At 67.1% G+C, this 21,354-nt stretch carries 23 protein-coding genes and 1 pseudogene; 17 read left to right on the plus strand and 7 right to left on the minus strand.

Translation table 11 applies throughout. The annotated features are described in order from the left end of the window. Positions 1-79: 79 nt before the first annotated feature. From M1L58_RS03310 to M1L58_RS03325, 4 genes are all read right to left on the minus strand, one after another. Positions 80-1,702 carry an NCS1 family nucleobase:cation symporter-1 gene (locus tag M1L58_RS03310; protein ID WP_248657820.1) on the minus strand — a complete coding sequence of 541 codons (1,623 nt, stop codon included), beginning with the start codon at positions 1,700-1,702 and terminating at the stop codon, positions 80-82. Positions 1,703-1,863: 161 nt separating this feature from the next. Beyond that, positions 1,864-2,556 (minus strand): GntR family transcriptional regulator, encoded by a 693-nt coding sequence (locus M1L58_RS03315; protein ID WP_248657821.1) that lies wholly within the window; start codon positions 2,554-2,556, stop codon positions 1,864-1,866. Between the two features lie 8 nt (positions 2,557-2,564). Next, a complete protein-coding gene (locus M1L58_RS03320) occupies positions 2,565-4,478 on the minus strand; it encodes an alpha/beta hydrolase family protein (RefSeq protein ID WP_248657822.1) in 1,914 nt (637 codons plus the stop codon). Continuing rightward, positions 4,475-6,274, minus strand: a complete 1,800-nt coding sequence (locus tag M1L58_RS03325) for an N-acetylglutaminylglutamine amidotransferase (RefSeq protein ID WP_248657823.1) — start codon at positions 6,272-6,274, stop codon at positions 4,475-4,477. The genes M1L58_RS03320 and M1L58_RS03325 overlap by 4 nt, the downstream gene beginning before the upstream one ends. Before the next feature lie 315 nt (positions 6,275-6,589). Between M1L58_RS03325 and M1L58_RS03330 the strand changes: the two are divergent. Beyond that, a pseudogene (locus tag M1L58_RS03330) lies at positions 6,590-7,788 on the plus strand (hypothetical protein). Here the strand turns inward: M1L58_RS03330 and M1L58_RS03335 are convergent. Then, complete coding sequence (locus M1L58_RS03335) at positions 7,789-8,265, minus strand: hotdog fold domain-containing protein (RefSeq protein ID WP_127962540.1); 477 nt, start codon at positions 8,263-8,265, stop codon at positions 7,789-7,791. Between the two features lie 405 nt (positions 8,266-8,670). Between M1L58_RS03335 and rpsJ the strand changes: the two genes are divergently transcribed. From rpsJ to M1L58_RS03410, 15 genes are all read left to right on the plus strand, one after another. After that, a complete protein-coding gene (rpsJ, locus tag M1L58_RS03340; protein WP_003938093.1) occupies positions 8,671-8,976 on the plus strand; it encodes a 30S ribosomal protein S10 in 306 nt (101 codons plus the stop codon). A gap of 19 nt (positions 8,977-8,995) precedes the next feature. Further along, complete coding sequence (rplC, locus tag M1L58_RS03345) at positions 8,996-9,652, plus strand: 50S ribosomal protein L3 (protein ID WP_005194633.1); 657 nt, start codon at positions 8,996-8,998, stop codon at positions 9,650-9,652. After that, positions 9,652-10,341 carry a 50S ribosomal protein L4 gene (gene rplD / locus M1L58_RS03350; protein WP_006866075.1) on the plus strand — a complete coding sequence of 230 codons (690 nt, stop codon included), beginning with the start codon at positions 9,652-9,654 and terminating at the stop codon, positions 10,339-10,341. The genes rplC and rplD overlap by 1 nt, the downstream gene beginning before the upstream one ends. 1 nt (position 10,342) lies before the next feature. Next, the gene (gene rplW, locus M1L58_RS03355) at positions 10,343-10,648 is read left to right on the plus strand and encodes a 50S ribosomal protein L23 (RefSeq protein ID WP_005194638.1); all 306 of its coding nucleotides are present in this window, start codon (positions 10,343-10,345) and stop codon (positions 10,646-10,648) included. A gap of 31 nt (positions 10,649-10,679) precedes the next feature. Further along, positions 10,680-11,516 (plus strand): 50S ribosomal protein L2, encoded by an 837-nt coding sequence (gene rplB / locus M1L58_RS03360; protein ID WP_127962541.1) that lies wholly within the window; start codon positions 10,680-10,682, stop codon positions 11,514-11,516. A 17-nt stretch (positions 11,517-11,533) separates the two neighbouring features. Next, on the plus strand, positions 11,534-11,815 hold the full coding sequence (gene rpsS / locus M1L58_RS03365) for a 30S ribosomal protein S19 (RefSeq protein ID WP_006866074.1): 282 nt from the start codon (positions 11,534-11,536) through the stop codon (positions 11,813-11,815). After that, positions 11,815-12,225 (plus strand): 50S ribosomal protein L22, encoded by a 411-nt coding sequence (gene rplV / locus M1L58_RS03370; protein ID WP_005194644.1) that lies wholly within the window; start codon positions 11,815-11,817, stop codon positions 12,223-12,225. Before rpsS ends, rplV begins: the two co-directional genes overlap by 1 nt. 2 nt (positions 12,226-12,227) lie before the next feature. Beyond that, the gene (rpsC, locus tag M1L58_RS03375; RefSeq protein ID WP_004020549.1) at positions 12,228-13,034 is read left to right on the plus strand and encodes a 30S ribosomal protein S3; all 807 of its coding nucleotides are present in this window, start codon (positions 12,228-12,230) and stop codon (positions 13,032-13,034) included. 3 nt (positions 13,035-13,037) lie between these two features. After that, positions 13,038-13,454 (plus strand): 50S ribosomal protein L16, encoded by a 417-nt coding sequence (gene rplP, locus M1L58_RS03380; RefSeq protein WP_004020548.1) that lies wholly within the window; start codon positions 13,038-13,040, stop codon positions 13,452-13,454. Beyond that, the gene (gene rpmC / locus M1L58_RS03385; RefSeq protein WP_005194647.1) at positions 13,454-13,687 is read left to right on the plus strand and encodes a 50S ribosomal protein L29; all 234 of its coding nucleotides are present in this window, start codon (positions 13,454-13,456) and stop codon (positions 13,685-13,687) included. Before rplP ends, rpmC begins: the two co-directional genes overlap by 1 nt. Next, on the plus strand, positions 13,684-13,974 hold the full coding sequence (gene rpsQ, locus M1L58_RS03390; RefSeq protein WP_005194649.1) for a 30S ribosomal protein S17: 291 nt from the start codon (positions 13,684-13,686) through the stop codon (positions 13,972-13,974). Before rpmC ends, rpsQ begins: the two co-directional genes overlap by 4 nt. A gap of 146 nt (positions 13,975-14,120) precedes the next feature. After that, positions 14,121-15,392 (plus strand): sensor histidine kinase, encoded by a 1,272-nt coding sequence (locus M1L58_RS03395; protein WP_248657824.1) that lies wholly within the window; start codon positions 14,121-14,123, stop codon positions 15,390-15,392. Beyond that, positions 15,389-16,486, plus strand: coding sequence for a hypothetical protein (locus tag M1L58_RS03400; protein ID WP_248657825.1), 1,098 nt, complete (start codon positions 15,389-15,391; stop codon positions 16,484-16,486). The genes M1L58_RS03395 and M1L58_RS03400 overlap by 4 nt, the downstream gene beginning before the upstream one ends. Beyond that, entirely contained in the window at positions 16,483-17,733 is a 1,251-nt protein-coding gene (locus M1L58_RS03405; RefSeq protein WP_248657826.1) for a sensor histidine kinase, read from the plus strand. Before M1L58_RS03400 ends, M1L58_RS03405 begins: the two co-directional genes overlap by 4 nt. After that, positions 17,730-18,887 (plus strand): hypothetical protein, encoded by a 1,158-nt coding sequence (locus M1L58_RS03410; RefSeq protein WP_248657827.1) that lies wholly within the window; start codon positions 17,730-17,732, stop codon positions 18,885-18,887. Before M1L58_RS03405 ends, M1L58_RS03410 begins: the two co-directional genes overlap by 4 nt. 10 nt (positions 18,888-18,897) lie before the next feature. Here the strand turns inward: M1L58_RS03410 and M1L58_RS03415 are convergent, their stop codons facing one another. Together M1L58_RS03415 and M1L58_RS03420 are read right to left on the minus strand one after the other, a co-directional pair. Further along, positions 18,898-19,287 carry a GNAT family N-acetyltransferase gene (locus M1L58_RS03415; RefSeq protein ID WP_248657828.1) on the minus strand — a complete coding sequence of 130 codons (390 nt, stop codon included), beginning with the start codon at positions 19,285-19,287 and terminating at the stop codon, positions 18,898-18,900. A gap of 4 nt (positions 19,288-19,291) precedes the next feature. Next, a complete protein-coding gene (locus tag M1L58_RS03420) occupies positions 19,292-19,783 on the minus strand; it encodes a phosphoribosyltransferase (RefSeq protein WP_248657829.1) in 492 nt (163 codons plus the stop codon). A gap of 180 nt (positions 19,784-19,963) precedes the next feature. Here M1L58_RS03420 and M1L58_RS03425 point away from each other — a divergent pair, with 180 nt between their 5' ends. After that, complete coding sequence (locus tag M1L58_RS03425) at positions 19,964-21,349, plus strand: ATP-binding cassette domain-containing protein (protein WP_248657830.1); 1,386 nt, start codon at positions 19,964-19,966, stop codon at positions 21,347-21,349. Positions 21,350-21,354: the final 5 nt, after the last annotated feature.

The raw sequence follows: 21,354 nt of genomic DNA on the forward strand, positions 1-21,354 counted from the left end.
GCGCGAGGAGATCGCGCGGCCCGATCGAAACACCGCTGTCAGCTCCGAGAGGGCGTCGGATCGACGACGCTCGGACGCATCAGCTGCTCGGTGCCTCCTCGGCGGCGGCCCCGGCGATCACCGGTTCAGGCGTCGGATCGGGTTCCCCCGCCGCGTCGACCGCGATGTCGGTGGTCGTGTCTGCGATGGGTGCGGAACCGTAGATCAGTTGTGTGGGAACGAACTTCATGCCCAGCCAGTAGACCGCCATGCCGAGACCGGCGCCGATGAACCAGGTGAAGCTGGCCTGGTAGGCGGTGCCGAAGATGACGACACAGACCGGCAGGATGGAGGCGAAGACAGTCGAGCCCACCGCGACCGGATTCCAGCCGTTGCGGTACCAGTAGGTGCCCTCCGGCTTCACGGTGAACAGGTCGTCGACGACGATCTTCTGCTTCTTGACCAGGTAGAAATCGGCGATCAGGATGCCGAACAGCGGACCGATCACGGCGCCGAGCGTGTCCATCGTGTAGTGGATCGCGGTCGGATTGTTGAAGAGATTCCACGGGGTGATCAGCACCGAACCGATCGCTGCGATCATGCCGCCGGTGCGCCAACTGATCTTGGTGGGGGCCACATTCGAGAAGTCGAAGGCGGGGGACACGAAGTTGGCGACGATGTTGATGCCGATGGTGGCAATGGCGAAGGTCAGCACGCCGAGCACCGCGGCGGTGGTGTTGTCGATCTTGTCGACGATGTGGACCGGGTCGGTGATGATGTTGCCGTCCGCGTCCGTGCCGATCACCGTGACCGCCGCCGAGACGGTGCACACGACGAGCAGCGAGAAGAACAGGAAGTTGACCGGCAGACCCCAGAAGTTGCCCTTCTTCACCTCGCCGAATGTCTTTCCGTAGCGGGAGAAGTCGCCGAAGTTGAGCATCGGGCCGGAGAAGTAGGAGACCACCAGTGCGAACGCGCTGATCATCATCGTGACCGACGACCATCCGGTGAGACCGTCGCCGACCGACAGGTCGAGGCTCACGTTGCCCCAGCCGGCCTTGGCGATCAGGTAACCCGCGAGCGCGATCATGACGACATAGACAGCGGGACCGCAGAAGTCGATGAACTTGCGGATGGTGTCCATGCCGTTCCAGAACACGAACGCCTGCAGGACCCACATCAGGAGGAAGCCGGCCCAGCCGAGCGCCGACAGTCCCATGAACCCGTGCTGGTCGACATCACCCCACGGTTCCAGTCCGGGCCAGAACTTCAGGGCCAGGAGGCCGAACGCGACCGAGGCCAGGTAGGTCTGGATGCCGTACCAGACGACTGCGATGGCGCCGCGGATGATCGCCGGGATGTTGGCACCCTTCACCCCGAAGGACACTCGTGTCGTCACCGGGTACGGGACGCCGGCGATCTGCGAGGGTTTGGCGACGAGGTTGCTGAGAATGTTCACGGCGACGATGCCGACCACGAGGGCGACGAGAACCTGCCATGCGGCGATACCCAGCGCGAACAGGCTACCGGCGAAGACATAACCGCCGACGCTGTGCACGTCGGACATCCAGAACGCGAAGATGTTGTACCAGGTCCACTTCTGTTCTTTCAGTGGAGCGAGATCGGTGTTGGTGAGCCGGTCGTCGTAGCCGGCCTTGATGACGCTCTCGCCCGCGGCGCCGTGATGCGACTGCGCCGCCTCGGCAGGGGTCGGTGTGGACATGTGTTCTCCTGGTTTGTCTCTCAGCGCGAAAACCGCTCTCAGGTGCGGGAATGCTGATGGGACAAAAGTAGGAACGGTTTGTTACCTGGTGATGAACGCGCAAGTATATTCCGCCGGGTGCACCGGCCGGCGCCCGAGGGTACCGGTCGTGGGGGGACCCGTCAGTCGTGGCGGACGTCGAGAAGGTCGGCGGTCTCGACGATCGCGATCTCGAGTCGCTGGTGGTGTCGGCGGGCGACTTCGAGGACCGACGGGGTGTCGCGGTCGGCGAAGGCCTCGAGCATGTCCTCGTGATCGGCGTTGAGTGCTGCCTGCGTCTCGGCGGTCACCGAACGCATCATCTGGAAGGGCTCGGTGAGGTTCCAGGTCGCCTCGAACATGTTGAGCAGTCGCGGCATCGCGCACGGGGTGGTGAGGGCGCGGTGGAACTCGCGGGACACATCGTGAAATGCCTTGCCGTCGTTGTACTTCACCGCGACGAGGAGTTCGGCGTGGCGGTCCCGGGCGATCTGGAGGGCGGACTCGTCGATGAGCTCGACCGACCGCGCCAGCGCGGCCTGTTCCAGGGTGCCACGCACGAAGTAGATCTCGCGGAGCTCGTCGGCGGAGGGTTGGTTGACGCGGTACCCGGCGTTGGGCCGGTGCACCACAAGGCCCTCGCCGACCAGGGTTTTGAGCGCTTCGCGCACCGGTATCGGACTGACCCCGAAGGCGTCGGCGATCTCGGCGGGCGGGATCTGGGTACCCGGGGGCGCGCCACCGGACAGGATCAGTCGGCGGAGTTCCTCGAGCACATTGGCACGCTCGTTGCCGGTGCGGGTGTCCGCCAGCTGCGCGAGCAACCGGTCGGTCATCCGCCGGTTCACCGCATCACCCCGGGACGCGTCGGGTACCTCGTGATCCACTCGGCAACGGCCTCGGTCAGCCGATGTTGGTTGCTGCGCTTGACGATCTCGTGGCCCTCGTCGTCGAACATCAGCATCTCGGCGACCGCGCCGCGGGCCTGCAGTTCGGCGACGATCTGTTGCGATTCGCTGACCGGCACGTTGGTGTCGTGCGCGCCGTGCACCACGAGGAGCGGGGCGCGCACGTCGTCGATGCGGTGGATGGGGGAAAGGTCGGCGAGCAGCTCGCGATCCGACTCGGGGTGACCGTATTTGGTATATGCGGCGACGGCGATCCATGGTTCGGTGTTACGGAAGAACGACTCGAGGTCGCTCATGCCGCAGATCGCGATGCCGGCCGCGAACAGGTCGGGGTGGAAGGTCAGGCAGGCCAGCGTCAGGTACCCGCCGTAGGAGCGGCCCGAACAGTACACCGAGTCCGGATCGGCGATCCCCAGGCGGCACAGCAGTTCCGCGCAGTCCGCGGCGTCGTCGATGCCCGCATACCGGCCGTATCGATCGTCGGCGTGGGAGAAGAGGCGGCCGTAACCCGACGAGCCACGGACGTTGGGGGCGAAGACGGTGATCCCGGCGTCGACGAGCGGGCCGAAGAGGAACTGGTAGTCCGGGCGGGTCTGTCCCTCGGGGCCGCCGTGGAAGTAGAGCAGCGTCGGCCCGGGTCGGTCGTCGCGGTTCTTCTTCGCGGCCCGATACAGGAAACCCGACAGCGGCATGCCGTCCCGCGCGAAGAACTCCACGAGCTCAGGGCGGAGGAGACTCGACGGACCCTCGCCGGTGACGACGTCGTCGCGCACCGGCGTCACCTTTCGGTTCGGGACATCGATCAGGTGGACGAGCGGGGAGTGCTGGGGGCTCGACACGGTCACCGACACCACCGATCCCGCCGCACTGATCGACAGATCGTGGGCGACCTCACCGGGGAGCTCGATCGGCGGATGCAGTGTCTGGTCGGGGAGCGTCAGGATCTGCAGCTCGCTGCGGCCCTTGACGTTCCACAACAGGGCGACGGTCGACTGGTCGTGGCTGACGGCGAACTCGTCGAGTCCGATGTCGACGCGTTGCGCCATCACCCGGAACCGGACGCCGAACTTGCTCACCTCGACGCCGAGGAGTCGGGGGAATTTCGCGTCGAAGTCGCTGCGCACCAACGCCTGGACGCTGTCGAGGTCGCGGATGGGTTCGTTCGGCGCGGGGACAAAGACCAGCGACGGGTGATCGAAACCCTGGTCGAGCACATAGCCCTGGTCGGTGACGGCGCCGGGGTCCTGGGGGAGCAGCGGCGTCATCGTGACCTCGTCATCGGGCGCGTCGGGACGGCGCCGGATCAGCAGCATGTCGTGATAGCCGCGCGGGCCGACGCGGACGAGGGTCGCGCCCTTCCAGGAATCGATCAGTTCGCTGCCGACGCGCAGGTCGAGGGTCCGGGCGGTCTGGGTGCCGGGGTGGACGCGCAACGCGTGCGTGGTGCCGTCATGGTCGATCGCGGTGAGCAGTACCCAGTCGGTGTCCCAGCCGACGAGACGGACGGTCCCGTAGGACCGGCCGTCCGGGCGGGTGGCCGCGATCCGGTGCGCGGTGTCGTCGTCGGGATCGGTGGTCACGACCCAGACTTGGTGGTGTTCACCGCCACTGGGTGCGATCTCGACGGCCAGCCACCGGCTGTCGGTGGAATGCACGATCTTTCGGACCGGACCGGTGGACCGCAGTTTGACCCAGCGCAGGTCGCCGACCCCATCACGTGACAGGGATCGTTGTGCCGCACGGGGATATCCGTTGCCGTCGTCGACGATGTAGGCGAAGGCGCTCCCGTCGGGTGAGAGGGAGGCACCGTAGGTCTTCCAACCGCGGTCGTCGAAACGTAGAGCGGTCACCGTCGGGCGTTCGCTTCCGTCGTCTGGAGCCACATCTCGAGGAGTGCGACCTGCCAGAGTTCGTTGCCGTCGAGCCGGGTGCGAATGCCGTTGGGGTCGCCGAACAACTTGTCGAGCGCCTCGGGTCGGTAGAGCCCGCGGTCGACGGCGGCCTGCGACCGGAGGGTGTCGTTGACGAGGTCGAGGACCCCGCCGGTGAGGTGGCGGATGCCGGGCACCGGGAAGTAGCCCTTGGTCCGGTCGATCACCGCCGACGGCAGGAGCGACCGGCTCGCCTCCTTGAGAACGCCCTTGCCCCCGTGCGCGAGTTTGAGTTCGGCTGGGCAGGTCGCGGCGAGTTCGACGAACTCATGGTCGAGAAAGGGCACCCGGGCCTCGAGTCCCCACGCCATCGTCATCGTGTCGACGCGTTTGACCGGGTCGTCGACGAGCATGACGGTGGTGTCGAGCCGCAGTGCCGCGTCGACCGAGGTGTCGGCCCCCGGCGCCGACTGATGTGCCTGGGCGAATGCGAAACTGGGGTCGTAGCCGGCCTCGAGGAGGTACTCGTCGGCGAGGATGCTGCGGATGTCGGCGTCGTCGCGGTCGAAGAAGACGTTCGCGTAGGCGCGGGTCGTGTCCTGCCGCGGCACACCGCGTAGCGGCGGGTACCAGCTGTAGCCGCCGAGGATCTCATCGGCGCCCTGCCCGGACTGGACCACCTTGATGGACTTGCTGACCTCCTGGGACAGGAGATAGAAGGCCACGCAGTCGTGGCTGACCATCGGCTCGCCCATCGCCGCGACGGTGTCGGGGATCGCGGGCAGCAACCGGTCGGTGCCGATGTGGATCTTGTGGTGATCGGTGGCGAAGGTGTCGGCGATCAGATCGGAGTAGGCGTACTCGTCGCCGGATTCGCCCGCGGCCGAGTCGAATCCGATGCTGAAGGTGGCCAGGTCGGTCTGTCCCTGCTCGGCGAGCAGAGCCACGACGAGGGACGAGTCGACGCCGCCGGACAGTAGGACGCCGACCGGGACGTCGGCGACCATGCGACGCTTCACCGAGGTGCGCAACGAGTCCAGGAGCTCGGCATGCCAACGCTGCTCGTCCCAGTCCGCGCGGTCGGGGTGCGCCTCGAACCTCGGCTCCCAGTACTTCCGTTCGGTGCGCCGGCCGTCGGGGTGGATGACCATGACCGTGGCCGGGGGTAGCTTGCGGATGCCGTTGTAGATGGTGTGCGGCGCCGGGACCACCGCGTGGAAGCTGAAGTAGTGATGCAGCGCAACACGATCGATCGACGTGTCGACGTCACCTGCACGGAGCAGCGCCTGCACCGACGACGCGAAGCGCAGCCGGCCCGGGGTGTCGGCCAGGTAGAGGGGCTTGATGCCGAGACGGTCACGGCCGAGGGTCACCACGCCGGTGTCGGTGTCGACGATCGCGAACGCGAACATGCCGATGAAATGGTCCACGCAGTCGGGGCCCCAGGCGTGGAAGGCCTTGAGGATCACCTCGCTGTCGGCGTGGGAGAAGAAGGAGTAACCCTTCCCCTCCAGCTCGGCCCGCAGTTCGTGGTGGTTGTAGATGCAGCCGTTGAAGACGAGTGCCAGGCCCAGGGCCGGGTCGATCATCGGCTGGCTGCCCTTCTCGGACAGGTCGATGATCTTCAGGCGCCGATGTCCGAGAGCGACAGACCCTTTCGCGAAGACGCCGCTCCCGTCGGGCCCCCGGCGCGTCATCTCGCAGGTCATCGCGTCGACGGTCGACACGTCGGGCACGCTGCCGTCGAGACGGATCTCGCCGCAGATTCCGCACATGATCTCTGTCCTCCTGCTCGGTGGCGCCTGTCGGGCGGTTCCCCGTCGATACCGTCCCTCTTCGATACTGCCGCACTCGGAGGGGCGGACCCGGGGTCTTGCGCCGCTCCGGCCGGGAGGGCGTCGACGGCGGGGCCATCTCTCACCCTATGAGCATCGCCGCCGGGAGGCAGGCCGAGGTGATGTCGCGGGATTGGCCCGGCACGCCGGGTGAGCTGTGGATACGATCTGGCGACGGAGGGAGCAACTTTGTTCACACAGGTCAAGCACCGTGTCGGAGGGGTCGTCGGTGTGGTCGTCGGGGCGGTGCTCGCGATGACGGCCGTGGGGTCGGTCCCCGCGTCGGCGGCCCCGCAGGGCTATGCGCCCGGGCCCGGATGCGTATGGCAGCTGATGTCGAACAGCACCGATCTCAACGTCGCCTTCCCCGACGCCAACGCGACCTACTGGGTGCTGCCGTACGCCCTCGGCCCGGGGGACTCGATCCGCCTGTCGGGGACCTTCCCGGCTGCCCGGTACTTCTCGCTCAACACCTACGGCACCGACCTCGACACGGTCGACACCCTGCGCGACAACGAGATCCGGCGCGATACAGGCAGCATCAACCCCTTCGCCGCGCCGGTCGCGATGCCGCCTGCGTCGAAGCGCACGTGGCACGCAACGGTCGTGCCCGGCGCCGCCGACCACTCGCGCAACGAGATCCGCGGTCTCCCGGCCGGTGGTCAGAACGCGCCTGTCGGCTTCCTCATCGTGCGGATCTACGTCCCCGACGACCCGAACTCCCCGAACGGTGGCGTCCCCCTGCCGAACGTGACCTTCTCGATAGGGGGCCAGAAGATCCCCGTCGCGCCGTGCGCGCAGCCGTTCAATCCGCGCGACCACGACGGGCCGATCGCGCAGGCGCTCACGGGGGTCTTCGACGACGCGATCGGCAACGCCGCGTCGGCCTCCCTCCCCGGGAACGCGAAGGAGGCGACCTTCGTGAACCCGGCGAGCACGTCGGGCCTGTTCCCGAACGGCACAACAAGTACATCGGCTCGCTGCTCAACTACCGGCCCGGACGCGTCGCGGTGATCCGCGGCAAGGCGCCGAGCTTCCCCGACAGTCGGGCCGGGCAGTCGCCGGCCGCTCCCGGCGAGCAACTCCGGTACTGGTCGATGTGTCAGAACGACAAGGTGACGCCCTACCCGGTGGTCGCCTGTGCGGCGGACCACGCGACCCGGATCGACGCCGACGGCTACTACACCTATGTGGTCGCGGCGCCCGGTGACCTGACCGCAGCGCAGGTCGCCGGCTCGGACCTGACCGTCATCCCGTGGGGCAGCACGACCGTGCCGAAGGTCGTGTTCCTGCGCAACATGCTGCCGTCGTCGGAGTTCTACCCGACCAGCGTGCAGGCGTCGCAGGCGAACAAGACCGACCCGGCGTCGTCGATGGGGCCCTACTATCCGCGCGCGACCTACTGCTCCGCCGAGACGGTGCGCACTGCCGGCTGGCAGGCCTGCTACCGGTAGCTACTTCGGGGTCACCCACGTGGTGATGTCACAGTGCACGACCTCGGTGCCCTTGGTGTCGGTGATGCTCACCGAGACGATGACGTCCGTGCCGGTGGTGATGGACGCGAGGTCGACCGGCTCGGCCAGGTGGGCCTCTGCGATGAGCCGGGTGGTGGCCTTCGCCAGATACCGCGTCTCCATCGCCTTGGGGATCCAGCGGTGCGAGGTGGGGGTGGTGGCCTCCATGAGCACACCCATCGCGGCCTCGGCCAGGTTGCAGGCGGCGATCGCGTGAAACGTGCCGATGTGGTTGTGGACCCCGAACCAGTTGGGAGCGGTGACCTTGGCGAAACCGGGCTCCATCTTCTGGACGAGCGGGAACACGGTCCCGAAGTACGGGGCCTTGGCGACCAGGCCCAGCGAGAACAGGACGTTCCCGAGAGCGTTGTCGGGGAGCTTCTTGCGCAGGGCGTAGGTGGAACCGATAGCAGCCATGCGGGTATCTTACTCATGAGTCAGTTTGGTGGACCGGGGGTGTGACGAGGTCGGATTTGAATCGGCACCCGTCTCTGTTGCATACTTGTCGGGTTGCCTTGACCGGCAGACGCACGTCGCACACTGTGCAGACACCGCCGAAGTGGTCAGGTGAATGACTCCCAGGCCCGGTTAACGGGGAATGGGCGTGTAACGCGTGCTCCGAACCAGGTTCACGGACTCGACACGCCCGACCGCGGGTGCCGGAGCAAACCGGCTCGTTCCAGAGACGAGCCAACGTACAACGACAGATGAACAGCGTCGATTGCCGAATCTCACACGGCGGTCATGTGCTCAGCCGGCGAGAGCCTGCCCTGGTCACGCGGTGTTTGTCTGTCGAGAACAACTGACGGAAGAGGACACAGCGTGGCGGGACAGAAGATCCGCATCAGGCTCAAGGCCTACGACCACGAGGCGATCGACGCTTCGGCGCGCAAGATCGTGGAGACCGTGACCCGTACGGGTGCACGTGTCGTTGGCCCGGTGCCGTTGCCCACCGAGAAGAACGTGTACTGCGTCATCCGTTCGCCGCACAAGTACAAGGACAGCCGCGAACATTTCGAGATGCGTACCCACAAGCGACTCATCGACATCCTCGACCCGACCCCGAAGACGGTCGACGCGCTCATGCGCATCGACCTGCCGGCCAGTGTCGACGTCAACATCCAGTAGGACGGGGACGAGATAAATCATGAGCAACCAGAGTTCATCCAAGGGCATCCTGGGCACCAAGCTCGGCATGACCCAGGTTTTCGACGAGAACAACCGCGTCGTTCCGGTCACGGTCATCCAGGCCGGCCCGAACGTCATCACCCAGCTCCGTACGCAGGACCGTGACGGCTACACCGCTGTCCAGCTCGCCTACGGTGCCATCGATCCCCGCAAGGTGACCAAGCCGGTCGCCGGCCAGTACGAGAAGGCCGGGGTCACCCCGCGCCGTCACCTGGCCGAGATCCGCGTCAACGACGTCAGCGAGTTCGAGATCGGTCAGGAACTGACCGCCGAGATCTTCGCCGACGGCGCGCTGGTCGACGTCACGGGCACCTCGAAGGGCAAGGGTTTCGCCGGCGTCATGAAGCGCCACGGCTTCGCCGGTCTGGGCGCCAGCCACGGCGCTCACCGCGTGCACCGCGCACCCGGCTCGATCGGTGGCTGCGCCACCCCGGGTCGCGTGTTCAAGGGCATGCGGATGGCCGGTCGTATGGGTAACGACAAGGTGACCACGCAGAACCTCACCGTCCACAAGGTGGACGCCGAGGCCGGCCTGCTGCTGATCAAGGGAGCGATCCCGGGTCGCAAGGGCGGCATCGTGGTGGTCCGCGACGCAGTGAAGGGTGGTGCGAAGTAGTGAGCACCGAGACCACGACCAAGTTGACGCTGGACGTCAAGACCGCCGACGGCAAGACCAACGGAACCGTTGACCTGCCGGCCGCGCTGTTCGACGCTCCCGCCAACATCGCGCTGATGCACCAGGTCGTCGTGGCCCAGCAGGCCGCGGCTCGCCAGGGCACGCACTCGACCAAGACCCGCGGCGAGGTCCGCGGCGGTGGCGCCAAGCCTTACCGCCAGAAGGGCACCGGCCGTGCGCGTCAGGGTTCGACCCGTGCACCGCAGTTCACCGGCGGTGGCACCGTCCACGGCCCGCAGCCGCGTGACTACAGCCAGCGCACCCCCAAGAAGATGAAGGCCGCCGCCCTGCGCGGTGCGCTGAGCGATCGCGCTCGCAACGAGCGCATCCACGTGATCACCGAACTGGTTGCGGGGCAGGCCCCCTCGACCAAGGCGGCTCGCGAGTTCCTGGAGAGCCTCTCCGATCGTCGCAAGTTCCTGGTCGTTCTCGGCCGCGAGGACCTGACGGCGTGGAAGAGCGTGGCGAACCTGAACAACGTGCTCCCGATCGCTCCCGATCAGCTCAACACCTACGACGTCCTGGATTCGGACGAGGTTGTGTTCAGCGTCGAGACGCTCAATGCCTTCATCGAGCAGAACACGGCGGATGCCAAGGCTGCCGTCGAGAAGACAGCAGAGGAGGCCTGACATGACGACCGTTGCCGATCCGCGCGACATCATCCTGGCGCCCGTGATCTCCGAGAAGTCCTATGGACTCATGGAGGACAACGTGTACACCTTCCTGGTGCACCCGGAGTCCAACAAGACCGAGATCAAGATCGCGATCGAGAAGATCTTCGGTGTGAAGGTTGCCAGCGTCAACACCGCGAACCGACAGGGCAAGCGCAAGCGGACCCGCTCCGGCTACGGCCAGCGCAAGTCCACCAAGCGCGCCATCGTGTCGCTGACCGCAGACAGCAAGCCCATCGAGATCTTCGGAGGCTCGGTCAGCTGACCGGGACTTCGGCGAGAAGGACTAGATACTCATGGCTATTCGTAAGTACAAGCCGACGACCCCGGGTCGTCGTGGAGCCAGCGGCTCCGACTTCGCCGAGGTCACCCGTGACCATCCGGAGAAGTCGCTGGTGCGTCCGCTCCACGGGCGCGGTGGCCGTAACGCTCACGGCCGCATCACCACTCGTCACAAGGGTGGCGGCCACAAGCGTGCCTACCGTCTGATCGACTTCCGTCGTAACGACAAGGACGGCATCAACGCCAAGGTCGCTCACATCGAGTACGACCCCAACCGCACCGCGCGCATCGCGCTGCTGCACTACGTCGACGGCGAGAAGCGCTACATCATCGCGCCGAAGAACCTGAAGCAGGGCGACATCGTCGAGAGCGGTCCGGCCGCCGACATCAAGCCCGGCAACAACCTGCCGCTGCGCAACATCCCGACCGGTACCCAGGTCCACGCCGTGGAGCTGCGCCCGGGCGGTGGCGCCAAGATGGCACGTAGCGCCGGCGCGTCGATCCAGCTGCTCGGCAAGGAAGGCTCCTACGCCACGCTGCGTATGCCTTCCGGCGAGATCCGTCGTGTCGACGTGCGCTGCCGCGCAACCGTCGGCGAGGTGGGCAACGCCGAGCAGAGCAACATCAACTGGGGCAAGGCCGGCCGTATGCGCTGGAAGGGCAAGCGCCCGACCGTCCGCGGTGTCGTCATGAACCCGGTTGACCACCCGCATGGTGGTGGTGAGGGCAAGACCTCCGGTGGTCGCCACCCGGTCTCGCCGTGGGGTAAGCCCGAGGGCCGCACCCGCAAGAACAAGGCCAGCGACAAGCTGATCGTCCGTCGCCGTCGCACCGGCAAGAACAAGCGATAACAGGAGGAGGTAAGAGAATGCCACGCAGCCTCAAGAAGGGCCCGTTCGTCGACGACCACCTCCTGAAGAAGGTGGACGATCAGAACGAAAAGGGAACCAAGCAGGTCATCAAGACCTGGTCCCGCCGTTCGACCATCATTCCCGACTTCATCGGTCACACCTTTGCCGTCCATGACGGACGCAAGCACGTGCCGGTGTTCATCTCGGACTCGATGGTCGGTCACAAGCTGGGCGAGTTCGCCCCCACCCGCACCTTCAAGGGTCACATCAAGGATGACCGGAAAGCGAAGCGCCGCTGATGACTACGCAGACCGATAATCCGACCGCCAAGGCCACCGCGAAGTTCGTGCGCGTCACGCCGATGAAGGCCCGCCGCGTGCTGGACCTCATCCGCGGCAAGAACGTGGACGAGGCACTGGACATCCTGCGGTTCGCCCCGCAGTCGGCGTCCGAGCCCGTGTACAAGGTGCTGGCCAGCGCTGTCGCCAACGCAGAGAACAACCTGGATCTGGATCGCCGGACCCTGGTCGTCGCCACCGCGTTCGCCGACGAGGGCCCGACCCTCAAGCGCTTCCAGCCGCGTGCCCAGGGCCGCGCATTCCGTATCCGCAAGCGCACCAGCCACATCACCGTGGTCGTGGAGAGCCTGCCGGAGAAGGCAGCCGGCGGCCGTGGCCGCTCGCGTCAGCCGAAGAAGAAGGGAGCCTAGTAGTGGGCCAGAAAATCAACCCGCACGGCTTCCGTCTGGGCATCACCACCGACTGGAAGTCGCGGTGGTACGCCGACAAGCAGTACGCGGACTACGTCAAGGAAGATGTCGCGATCCGCAAGCTCCTCTCCACGGGGCTCGAGCGCGCAGGCATCGCGAAGGTGGAGATCGAGCGCACCCGTGACCGGGTTCGCGTCGACATCCACACCGCGCGTCCGGGCATCGTCATCGGTCGCCGTGGCGCCGAGGCCGATCGCATCCGCGGCGACCTGGAGAAGCTGACCGGTAAGCAGGTCCAGCTGAACATCCTCGAGGTCAAGAACGCAGAGTCCGAGGCCCAGCTGGTGGCCCAGGGCGTCGCCGAGCAGCTGAGCAACCGTGTGGCGTTCCGCCGCGCGATGCGCAAGGCGATCCAGTCGGCGATGCGTCAGCCGAACGTGAAGGGCATCCGGGTCCAGTGCTCGGGTCGTCTGGGCGGCGCTGAGATGAGCCGCAGTGAGTTCTACCGCGAGGGACGCGTGCCGCTGCACACGCTGCGCGCCGACATCGACTACGGACTCTACGAAGCCAAGACCACCTTCGGCCGTATCGGTGTGAAGGTGTGGATCTACAAGGGCGACATCGTCGGTGGACGTCGCGAGCTGGCTGCGGCCGCTCCGGCAGCCGAGGATCGCCGTCCGCGCCGGCCCAGCCGGCCCCGGCGTAGCGGTGCCTCGGGCACCACTGCGACGAGCACCGACGCCGCTCGCGCGGCCGAGGCCGCTCCCGCCGAGGCCACTGCTGGTGCGGCTGAGAAGCAGGAGGGCTAGGCCATGTTGATCCCACGTCGGGTCAAGCACCGTAAGCAGCATCACCCCAGCCTCAAGGGGCAGGCCAAGGGCGGCACCAAGGTGACGTTCGGCGATTACGGCATCCAGGCTCTGGAAGGCGCGTACATCACCAACCGTCAGATCGAGTCCGCTCGTATCGCGATCAACCGGCACATCAAGCGTGGCGGCAAGGTCTGGATCAACATCTTCCCGGACCGCCCGCTCACCAAGAAGCCGGCCGAAACCCGCATGGGTTCGGGTAAGGGTTCGCCCGAGTGGTGGGTCGCCCCGGTCAAGCCGGGTCGCGTGCTGTTCGAGATGACCTACCCGAATGAGGAGATCGCTCGCGAGGCCCTGCGCCGCGCACAGCACAAGCTCCCCATCAAGACCCGGATCGTGACACGAGAGGAGCAGTTCTGATGTCTCTCGGAGTTGCTGCGAACGAGCTGCGCGAGCTCAACGACGCCGATCTGGTCGACCGCCTGAAGGAGTCGAAGGAAGAGCTCTTCAACCTTCGCTTCCAGATGGCCACCGGCCAGCTCGACAACAACCGCCGTCTGCGCACCGTGCGTCGCGAGATCGCACGTATCTACACCGTCATGCGTGAGCGTGAGCTGGGCCTGGCGTCGGGACCGGAAGGTGAAGACGCATGAGTGAGGACCAGAAAGTGACCGAAAACCAGGCTGCCGAGCGTAACCGCCGCAAGGAGCGGATCGGCTACGTGGTCAGCGACAAGATGCAGAAGACCATCGTGGTCGAGCTGGAAGATCGTAAGAGCCACCCGCTCTACAAGAAGATCATCCGGACCACGAGCAAGGTCAAGGCACACGACGAGAACGGCGATGCCGGCGTCGGTGACCGCGTGCGGATCATGGAGACCCGCCCGCTGTCGGCGACCAAGCACTGGCGTCTGGTCGAGGTGCTGGAGAAGGCCAAGTAAGCCGACTCCCAGCGAGATCGACACCCGAACGGCCCGTTCCCCTCTCGAGGGGGACGGGCCGTTTGTCGTGCCGGGGCGTGTACGCCGTTTCCGTTGGTTCCCCCGATGGATTGACCGCGTCACCGGTGGATGTGAGGGTTGACCTGATGGCCGCGACCGATGCATCTCTCTCCGACAAACCGACGGAACATCCGGCTTGGGTGCGTCGGATCTTCGAATCCGACTCGGCCGAGCCGGATCTCGACCATGTCCGCCGGATAGGCGCGCGCTTCCTCGGCCTCGGCTTCATCGGCTACCCGATCGTCTCGTTCGCGGCGATCGCCTCCGCCGCCACGGTGACCGCCTCCTGGTGGGTTCCGCTGAGCATCCTGCTGTCCGTCGGGCCCGGAATCCTCCTGATTCTCTTCAGCTTCCGCCGGGGCGTGTCCTGGCTCGGCCCCCTGGCCCTGGCCACCTGGGGTGGCTATCTGTTGGCCATCGCGCTGTGGTTCCCGGCGTGGACCGGGACCACGCTTGCCGACCCGGAGGACGTGGCGCAGTGGATGATCGCGTTCTGCGGCATGCCGAGCATGGTGTTGATGCTCGTGAATGCCAGGCTCGGTGCGATCAGTCTCGTCGTGTCGTCCGTCGTCTCGCATGTCTCGCAGCAACTCGGGCGGTTCGGGGCGATCACCTCGGATCTGGTGTTCGAGATCGTGTGGTCGGTCGTGTTCACCGCGGTCTTCCTCGCGGTTGTCCTCGTGGCCGCCCGCACCGGACGGCATCTGGACGAGACCCGTGAGGAGACCTACCGGAACGCGGCGAATGTCGCCGCGGAGGCGGCCCGCGAGGTCGAGAAGGCACGGTTCGACGCCATCGTCCACGACCGGGTGATCGCGTCCCTGCTCGCGGTGCAACCGGGCACACCGGATCACCGCCTCGCCGCACAGGCCCGCTCCGCGCTCGAGGAACTGGTCCGCGTGCCGATCGGCGGTGACGCCGAAGCGGTGTCACGAGCCGAGACCCTTCGCCGGATCAGATCGGCGGCAGCCGACGTCTCCGAGCGATTCGAGGTCCAGATAATCGGCGCGGCGACAGACTCCGACGGTGCGAGGGCGGCTCGGTGGGACCATGTCGACTATCCCGTGGAAGTCGTGCAGGCGGTTGTCGAGGCGATGTCCGAGGCGCTGCGCAACGTCGTCCGGCATGCCGGGCCCGATGCCGAGTGCGCGGTGATCGTGCAGCTCGCGCCGGAGGTGCTGAGCATGGCGGTCGTCGACAACGGCACCGGCTTCGACCCGGACTCGGTGGGCCCCGGCCGGGTCGGGATCGCGGTCAGCATCCGCGGCCGGATGTCAAGACTGCCCGGCGGCCACGCGCAGGTGCACAGTCGCCCGGGCCGAGGGACCACCGTCCAGATCGGGTGGGAGCGGTCGTGAGCGGGAACTGCAAACGCCACGGGGGCGAGGAGCGGGGCGTCGTCGTCAACGCCTTCGGGATCGGCTCCCGTCCGTTGTGGCTGACGATGGGGGCGTTCGGCTGCGGTTATCTCGCCGTCACCTTGTACGCCAACGCTGACGTCGCCGGGTTGTGGCAGTGGGTCGGGATCATCGCGGGGTTCCTGTTCTTCGCGGCCGGCGCATTCCTGACCCTCGAAGCGCCCGGCGACCCGTTGGCCGTGCCGACCACGGTGCTGATCGCCGTCTTGGCGGTCGCCGGGGTGACAGCCTCCCTGTTCTCGCTGCCGTTCCCGTTGACGCACGCCATGCAGACCGGCCCGTCCATGGGTGCGTCGGTGATCATCCTCGCCTTCGTCGCGGTTCGCGGCCGCCCACTGGCAGCGTGGAGCGCGAGCATCGTGATCTCGCTGGTGGCGACCGAGTGGGGGCATCTGGCGCTCGGGGATGCGATGTGGGGTCTGGCGGTGACCCTGCCCGGCTACGCGATCATGATCATGGGCTCGTTGTTCTCGCTCATGCTGCGGCCGATGGCCCGGCAACTGTACGGGCTGCGTGAGGCCAACGAAAGGCAGGCGGCGCGTGATGCTGCGGCGGCCGCGGCGGCCGAGGTTCGGAGCCGGCGCCTGGCAGCGCTCGACGAACGTGCCCGGCCGATCCTCACCCGCATCGCCGAGCGACAGGAGTTCAGTGCCGAGGAGGTCGCCGTCGCCCGCCTCATCGAAGCACAGCTCCGCGACGGGATCCGGGCATCGGATCTCGACGTGCCGGAGGTCCGGGACGCGGCGTGGCGTGCTCGGCAGCGGGGCGTGAAGGTGGTGCTGCTCGACGACGGCGGTCTGTCCGTCTTCGCCGAAGAGGAGGCCGCGCGGACTCGTGACCGGCTTGGTGCCGCGGTTGCCGAACTCCTCGCCGACGCCGAGAGCGGTCGCGTGACCGTTCGCATCCACCCGCCGGGTCGGAACACCCTGGCGTCGGTGGGGGTCGACACCGACGATCAGGTGGAACTGGTCGAGTTCACGACCGCGGGAGCGGCTCTTCAAGAGGCTTCGGCGGACCGGCGGTTGTCCAGATGAGCACGACGACACGGTCCCACAGCACCGTGGGTGCGGTGCGTGCGGCGCGTGTCGTCGATCGCGTTCGCCGAGGCCTGGGGCGCGGTATCCGCGAGGATTCGTCCGACCTCGACCGGCAGAAGCGGATCGGGTGCAGGTTCGTCGGGAGCGGACTCCTCGCCTTTGCCGCCGTCATGATCCCGGTCGCGGTGATGCGAGCCGACCTCGCGGCGTCCTGGTGGACGCCGGTGAGCTTTCTGCTGGTGGTCGTGCCCGCCGTTCTCTTGGTGGCCTCGACCTTCCTGACCGTTCCGCGAGCTCTTCTGGGACTGGTCTGTGCCTGCGCATTGGGTTATCTCGCTGCGACGCTCCTGTGGTTCCCGGCCTGGCTCGGCGAACCGGACGAGGAGGCCCGCTGGGCGGTGTGGCTGTTGCAGTTCCCGTCGGTGCCGAGCTTCGGGCTCGTCGTGATGTTGCGGACCGGCCTGGCCGTGACGAACCTCGTCGTCGCCACCTTCGCCGTCCACGCTGCCAATCAGATCGCGCGCTACGGAGAACTCCGTCCCGTCGAATTGCTGAGTGTGCCGCTGTCCGCGGCGCTTGCCGGGGTGTTCCTGGCCGTGGCTCTCGCCGCGGTGCGCAACGTGCGCGCCCTCGATGCGCGGCACCCCGCCGTCCTCGCGATGACAGCGCGGGCCGCTGCCGGCGCGGCGCAGGAGGCGGAGCGTTCCCGGTTCGCCGCGCTGATCCACGACCACGTGATCGCCACTCTCCTGGCCGTTCGGGAGGGGCCGCCGGACCCGCGGCTCGCGGAGCAGGCGGCGTCGGCGATCGACGAACTCGACCGCAGCACCGTACCGCCGTCGGAGGTCACGGCTCGGAGGTTCGCCTCGCGGATAGAGGAGACCGTCGCCTCGACGAGCGGGCTCGCGTCGTGCGCGCACGTCATCTCGTCACCCGCGGCGAGCTACCCGGCGCAGGTCGCCAAGAACATGGTCGACTGTGTGGCCGAGGCGACCCGGAACTGTGTGCGTCATGCGGGTCCCCACTCGCACTGTGTGGTCACCGCTGAGTTCGGTGACGGCTTCGCGAGGGTGACCGTGGTCGACGACGGCGTGGGATTCGACCCCGACGTCGTGGATCCGCGGCGATTCGGCATCGCGGTCGGCATCCGCGCGCGGATGGCCGGTCTGCCGGGCGGCGGCGCGGAGGTCGAGAGCGCGCCGGGTCAGGGCACGGTCGTCACCGTCGAATGGAGGCGGCCGTGATCTCGCACCCGGTGCCCGAGGAAGCGATCGATCTCGACGAGACGACCGGTAATCTGTTCGGGCTCGGTTCGCCGCTGCTCCTTCGAGCACTCGTCATCTTCGCGGTGATCTACGTTGCCGTGACCGTCGGCGCCGGTTGGCAGGTCCGCTCCGCCGTCACGTGGTTGGCGTTGACGGCGGGTTTCGCCCTGTTCGTGGTGGCCGCGGCGTTGCTCATGCGCGACGGCCGGTCGACGTTGCCGCGGGGCACCGCCGCGGTGGCGACCCTTCTGACCGTCGCCGGGCTCGCGACGTCGTTCTGGACTCTCCCGCTGGAGACGTACCTGACCCTTCAGACGACGCCGGCGAGCTCCGCGTTGACGATCATCCTGGCCATGGTGGTGCTGTACAGACGACCGCTGTTCGCCTGGGTAGGGGCGTTCTGCGCCACCGGACTGGCGGCGGTGAGCGGACAGATGATCGGCATCGGCTACGCGGTCGGGGCCGGCAACACCTTGTTCTGTTATCCCGTCCTGGTGCTGGCAACACTGTTCGGGCTCATGGCGATCCCGATTCCCGATCGCCTCCGCAGCCTTCGGGAGCAGGCGTTCGCGCAGGCGGCGGAGGAGGCCGCGACGGCAGCGTCGGCTGTCGAACGGACGAGGCAACTCGAGCGTCTCGACGCGGGCGCACGTCCGATCCTGGAGCAGATCGCCGGCGGACATGTGTTCGGCCCCGAGGAGGCGCGCGACGCGCGCCTGACGGAGGCACAGCTCCGCGACACCATCCGCGCACCCGGCTGGGACGCGCCGGAGGTGGGTGAGTCGGTGTGGGCAGTACGCCGACGCGGCATCTCCGTGCGATTGCTCGACGACGGCGCCCTCGACGACTACGCGTCAGACGACCTCGCCGACGAATCCTCGCCCGGGAGCCTCGCACGGCGGATGCTCGTCGAAGAGTTGACCGCGGTCGAGTCGACCTCCGCCGCTCACGGCAGTGTCACCGCCCGCATCCTCCCGGCGGGACGGGACGTGCTCGCGACGATCGTGGTCGACGTCGGCCTGCGAATGCGCAGGGTGGAGATCCACCGGGACTCCGGCGTCAGCGTGGACGCCACCCCGGTGGGAGATGTGGACACCCCGGGGACGGCCACGGGTCCGGTCGCCCCCGCCTGAGGGCGATCCGTCAGTTCTGTTGACCCCGGAGCCACGCCAGGACGTCGCGCGTGACCGGTCGCGTGGCATCGGCGTACTCCGGATGTTTCTTCAGGAACGCCGCGACGAGGGGGCAGACCCCGACGATGACCAGCCCGCGCGACCGGGCGTCGTCGAGTGCCTCTCGAACCAGGATCGTCGCGAGTCCCCGGCCACCGAACTCCTCGGCGACCTCGGTGTGGAAGAAGACCCGCTCGGTGACCGCGCCGGTGTCATCGGAGCGGTCGCGGTACTCGGCGAAACCCGCGACGACACCGTCGGACGTCCCTTCGACGGTGATCTCGTAGCGCCGGGCCGAGCCGTTGTCGCGTACCGACGTGGTTGCACCGGTCTTGTCGGTGGTCTGCTCGTGTTGGGTCACGGTGTCACCTTGCCATGATCGGCCCCTCTGCGGACCACGGGAAGTTGATCCACTTGTCCGTCGTACGCCAGGTGTAGTCGGGAACCGTGATGGTGTACGGCTTCTTGTACAGAACGGCGTTGCGTACCTCCGCGACGCGGCCCTGCTCCTCACAGAAGTCGTTGACCAGCTTGAGAGTCTTCCCGGAGTCAGCCACATCGTCGACGACCAGCACCCGCTGGTCGGTCAATCCGCTCGACTCGAGCAGGGACGGCAGCATGACCGGCTCCGAGAGGGTCTCGCCGACGCCGGTGTAGAACTCCACGTTCAGCGAGATCATCAACTTGCAGTCCAGCGCGTATGCGATCGCGCCGGCGGGGATGAGGCCGCCGCGCGCGATGCCCAGGATGATGTCGGGCGCGAAACCGTCGTCCACGACCTGTTGGGCGAGCTCGCGGCAGGCGACGCCGTTGAGCTCCCAGGACAGGATCTCTCGCTCGGTGTCAGAAGGGGGCATGAGGAGACTGTCCCAGAGCACGGCCGGCGGCGCTGCGTTCGGGCCCGAAATCGGACATGTGTCCGCCAGTCGAGAGACACGACAGTCACCGGGTGATTGCCAACCCTGGGATGGATAGGCTGGTATGGGTCCGGGTCCGAAGCTCGGAGTCGCAGCGTAGGTAATCGACTGAAAGAAGAGATGCCCGTGGCCTCTGGTCAGCAATCCTCCGATGAGATGCGCCAACCTCGGCATCGGCGACCCGAAGACGATCTCCCGACGGACGATCGGACCGCGCCGGCAGCCGCCGAGAACGACCCGGACGCCGTTGCGGCGAAATTGCGGGAATGGCGCCTGGAGAACGAGCGGAGGAACGCAGCCACCGGCACGCGAGAGAGTACGACACCGGTTGTGGACGCAGCGACCACCTCGGAAGAGGACGAACCAGCGCATCTCGTGCATTCGGTGACGTCCGCTGGTCCGGGTGTCGAGACCGCACCCCGGACGAGTGCCCTCGACGGCAGCGATCGACCTGCCGAAGACAATCTGAAACTGCGGGATCATGCGCCTCAGCAGCCGGCGACGACTGTCGCGGGCGCGAGTCCTGCTGATGTTCGCGAGTCGGGACGCCTTGCACCGACCGGTGCGGCTGCGATCGATGTGAGGAACCTGCAGAAGCGCTTCAAGGACACTCTCGCCGTTCAGGACGTCAGCTTCACAGTGCCGGCCGGCAGTATCGTCGCGCTACTCGGACCCAACGGTGCCGGCAAGACGACCACTGTCAACATGCTGTGCACGCTCCTGAAGCCGGACGGTGGCTCGGCAACCGTGGACGGGCACGACGTCGTCGCCGAATCCGCCGCAGTCCGTCGGTCCATCATGCTGACGGGGCAGTTCGCTGCCCTCGACGAGGCGCTGACCGGGCGCGAGAACCTGATCCTGTTCGGTCGCCTGCTCGGGCTCTCCAAGTCTGCTGCCCGGGCCCGTGCAGACGAGTTGCTCGAGACGTTTTCGCTGGTCGAGGCCGGCGGCAAACGTGTCGGGCAGTACTCGGGCGGCATGCGGCGGCGTATCGACATCGCCTGCGGACTCGTCACCTCGCCGAAAGTGGTCTTCCTCGACGAACCGACCACCGGTCTCGATCCCCGCAGTCGTCTCGAGGTGTGGTCGTTGGTCGGACGACTCCGCGACGAGGGCGTCACCATCCTGCTCACCACGCAGTACCTCGAAGAGGCCGATGTCCTGTCCGACAACATCATTGTCATCGACAAGGGACGCGTGATCGCCCAGGGAACCTCTGACGAGCTCAAGGAGGCCACCGGCGCGGCGTACTGCGAGGTCACCCCCGCCCGTGCCGGTGATCTGCCGCGGCTGTTGGAGGTCCTGGCCGATCTCGTCCCGGAGGGCGCGGCGCACACCGACGACCACGCGGTCTCCGTTCCGGCGCCGCGCGGTACGGAGACGCTGGTGGAAGTCATCCGTCGCACCACCGAAGCCGAGATCGAACTCTCCGACGTCGCGATGCGACGCCCTTCGCTCGACGAGGTGTTCCTGGCGTTGACCGATCCCGATCGCAGCGGGAAGTAGGCGTC

Source organism: Gordonia sp. C13, from assembly GCF_023218005.1.
GTDB classification, from domain to species: Bacteria; Actinomycetota; Actinomycetes; order Mycobacteriales; family Mycobacteriaceae; genus Gordonia; species Gordonia namibiensis.

Bases quoted from the DNA above. Each gene is read 5' to 3' on its own strand.
- rplW (WP_005194638.1), top strand. From the start codon at position 10,343: ATGACGACCGTTGCCGATCCGCGCGACATCATCCTGGCGCCCGTGATC.
- rpsQ (WP_005194649.1), top strand. From the start codon at position 13,684: ATGAGTGAGGACCAGAAAGTGACCGAAAACCAGGCTGCCGAGCGTAAC.
- M1L58_RS03405 (WP_248657826.1), top strand. From the start codon at position 16,483: ATGAGCACGACGACACGGTCCCACAGCACCGTGGGTGCGGTGCGTGCG.
- M1L58_RS03310 (WP_248657820.1), bottom strand. From the start codon at position 1,702: ATGTCCACACCGACCCCTGCCGAGGCGGCGCAGTCGCATCACGGCGCC.
- M1L58_RS03395 (WP_248657824.1), top strand. From the start codon at position 14,121: ATGGCCGCGACCGATGCATCTCTCTCCGACAAACCGACGGAACATCCG.
- M1L58_RS03325 (WP_248657823.1), bottom strand. From the start codon at position 6,274: ATGTGCGGAATCTGCGGCGAGATCCGTCTCGACGGCAGCGTGCCCGAC.
- rplP (WP_004020548.1), top strand. From the start codon at position 13,038: ATGTTGATCCCACGTCGGGTCAAGCACCGTAAGCAGCATCACCCCAGC.
- M1L58_RS03335 (WP_127962540.1), bottom strand. From the start codon at position 8,265: ATGGCTGCTATCGGTTCCACCTACGCCCTGCGCAAGAAGCTCCCCGAC.
- M1L58_RS03425 (WP_248657830.1), top strand. From the start codon at position 19,964: ATGCCCGTGGCCTCTGGTCAGCAATCCTCCGATGAGATGCGCCAACCT.
- rplC (WP_005194633.1), top strand. From the start codon at position 8,996: ATGAGCAACCAGAGTTCATCCAAGGGCATCCTGGGCACCAAGCTCGGC.
- rpmC (WP_005194647.1), top strand. From the start codon at position 13,454: ATGTCTCTCGGAGTTGCTGCGAACGAGCTGCGCGAGCTCAACGACGCC.
- rplV (WP_005194644.1), top strand. From the start codon at position 11,815: ATGACTACGCAGACCGATAATCCGACCGCCAAGGCCACCGCGAAGTTC.
- rpsS (WP_006866074.1), top strand. From the start codon at position 11,534: ATGCCACGCAGCCTCAAGAAGGGCCCGTTCGTCGACGACCACCTCCTG.
- M1L58_RS03315 (WP_248657821.1), bottom strand. From the start codon at position 2,556: ATGACCGACCGGTTGCTCGCGCAGCTGGCGGACACCCGCACCGGCAAC.
- rplB (WP_127962541.1), top strand. From the start codon at position 10,680: ATGGCTATTCGTAAGTACAAGCCGACGACCCCGGGTCGTCGTGGAGCC.
- M1L58_RS03420 (WP_248657829.1), bottom strand. From the start codon at position 19,783: ATGCCCCCTTCTGACACCGAGCGAGAGATCCTGTCCTGGGAGCTCAAC.